Annotated in this window: 3 protein-coding genes; all 3 read left to right on the forward strand. The window is 68.7% G+C overall.

What is annotated here, in order from left to right:
* On the forward strand, window positions 1-388 hold a 388-nt coding region (locus VF468_00370), incomplete at its 5' end, for a BBE domain-containing protein (protein ID HEX5876781.1).
* A gap of 252 nt (window positions 389-640) precedes the next feature.
* Window positions 641-1408: a 4,5-DOPA dioxygenase extradiol gene (ygiD, locus tag VF468_00375; protein HEX5876782.1), complete on the forward strand. Its 768-nt coding sequence runs from the start codon at window positions 641-643 to the stop codon at window positions 1406-1408.
* A 390-nt stretch (window positions 1409-1798) separates the two neighbouring features.
* The coding region (locus VF468_00380) for an alpha/beta hydrolase (protein HEX5876783.1) at window positions 1799-2455 on the forward strand (657 nt) is incomplete at its 3' end.

Consider the following 2455-nt stretch of genomic DNA (forward strand, 5'->3'; position numbering starts at 1 on the left):
GCTGGACGCCTTCGTGGGAGGACGGGCCTCCGGGGAGTCCCGCGAGCTGGACTTCATGCCCTGGGGCGGTGCCTACAACCGCCGGCCCCCCGACGCCACCGCCTTCGTCCACCGCGACCAGCGCTTCCAGCTCAAGCACGCCGTGGTGGTGGATCCCGACACGCCGCCGGCGAGCCAGGCCGCGGCCCGCCGGGCGGCCGCCCGATCCTGGGCGTCGGTCCACCCATGGGGCTCGGGACGGGTGTTCCAGAACTTCGCCGACCCCGACCTGGAGCACTGGGCCGAGGCCTACTACGGCCCGAACTACGCCCGCCTGGTCCGGGTCAAGGCCCGGTACGACCCGTCGAACCTCTTTCATTTCCCGCAGTCGCTGCCCCTGCGCCCGTGAGCGAGTTGCCGTTCGATTGTTGGCCGGGCGTTGGCCTTGCGGCCGATGGTCCGAGACCGCGAGGAGGTTGAGGCGCAGCAGCAGGGTGGCGATGGTCCGGTCGAGCTCGAACGCACCTACCGTGCCAGATCACCGGCGCTACGGCCGACATCCCGGTGATTGACACCGTATTGGGTGCCTCTTACCTTCCATCCGAAGGCGCGCCATGGGGGTGACCGCTTGCGCACGACCGATGAGAGCATCCCAAGTCGCATGCCAACGCTGTTCGTTGGCCACGGTAACCCCATGAACGCCCTTCAGGCCAATGACTACACCAAGGCCTGGGCGAGCCTGACCGCCGCGCTGCCTCGGCCGCGGGCGATCCTTTCCGTATCGGCCCACTGGTACGTTCCAGGCGGCCGTGTCACCGACGGCGAGCGACCGCGGACCATCCACGACTTCGGCGGGTTCCCGCATGAGCTGTACCAAGTCCAGTACCCGGCGCCCGGGTCACCAGAGCTCGCCCGTCGCGTCCGCGACCTGTTGACCCCTACCCCGGTTGAGCTGGATCGGCGGTGGGGGCTGGACCACGGCACATGGTCGGTTCTCATGCACATATTCCCGAAGGCTGACGTCCCCGTCGTGCAGTTGGGCATCGACGAGACCCTTACCCCCCAGCAGCACTATGACCTTGCCGGTCGGCTGCAGGTGTTGCGCGATGAGGGGGTCCTGATCTTCGGGTCTGGCAACGCGGTACACAACCTGCACGCCTATGCCTGGGGACGGCGGCCGGTCGAGCCCTACGTGTGGGCCGTCCGGTTCGAGTCCAGGCTGCGGGAGCTGATCATGGCGCAGGATCTGGGCAGCGTGGTGGCCTACGAGACGCTTGGTGAGGACGCCGCGCTGGCCGTACCAACCCCCGAGCACTACCTGCCGCTCCTGTACGTACTGGCGCAGCGTCGGCGCGATGAGCCTGTCACCTTCCCGGTAGAGGGATTCGACGGCGGCTCGGTGTCCATGCTCGGCGTCCGCGTCGGCTAATCAGCAGGCTGCAAGGAGAGGGCGCCGCTCGGGTTCACCAGGCTCCTAGGCCAGCTCCCGTGGCGGCCGTATCGAGACGTCCGGCACGGCTCCATGCTCAGCCGCTCGGCCAGGGTGGCAGCCAGCAGCAGGCCCGTGCTGGCGATGGCGTGGGTGTCATCGAAGCAGATGTCGAGCTGGTCCGGGGTGTGGGAGGATCCCAACTGAGAAAGGTGCCCGCCTGGTCGGGAGATACGGCTGCCCTTGCAGGCGCCATTCTCCCAGCTCATGGGGTAGTGCCCCGGTTGGCGGGCGTCGTTGCCACCAAGACGCCACCACACGACGGAACCACCGATGAGTTCTGGAAGCGGCGGGCCGTCGTAGCCAGAGCGGACGGAAAGGAACGGCGTGATGGCGGCAGGGTATGTGGACACCAACGGGGTGCGGTTGTGGTACCAGGAGCTGGGCCGACCTGACGGGGCGCCGGTGCTGCTGGTGATGGGGGGTGGGGCGTCGGTGGTCTGGTGGCCACCCGAGCTGCTCCAGGGTCTCGTCGGTGCCGGGTTCCGGGTGGTGCAGTTCGACAACCGGGACGTCGGACGGTCGAGCTATGTCGACTGGGCCAGCGCGCCGTACGGGATCGAGGACATGGCCGGCGATGCCATGGGGGTGCTCGACGCGGTCGGCATCGACGCCGCCCACCTTGTCGGCGTGTCGGTGGGCGGAATGATCTGCCAGGCCGCCGCCTTGCGGTATCCCGGTCGCGTGCGCTCCTTGACGCTCATCAGCACCACCCCAGGGCCCGACCCACGCCTGTCGCCGGGTGACGAGGCGGTGTTCGCTGGTCTTGACCGCCCGGTCCAGACCGATGCGGACATCGCCGAGCTGGAGGTCGACTTCTGTCGCGCCGTGGCCGGGAGCCGGTTCGAGTTCGATGAGCAGTACTACCGCGACATCGTCGCCGCCGACCTGGCCCGGGGCATGAACCCGGCAGCCAACGCGCCCTCGGCGTCGTCACGCATCGACGAGCTCGCCCGAATTCAGGTCCCGACGCTGGTCGTCCACGGC

Source organism: Actinomycetota bacterium (genome assembly GCA_036280995.1).
Taxonomy (GTDB): Bacteria; Actinomycetota; CALGFH01; order CALGFH01; family CALGFH01; genus CALGFH01.

Coding starts and splice junctions, on each gene's coding strand:
- ygiD (HEX5876782.1), top strand. CDS start 641: ATGCCAACGCTGTTCGTTGGCCACGGTAACCCCATGAACGCCCTTCAG.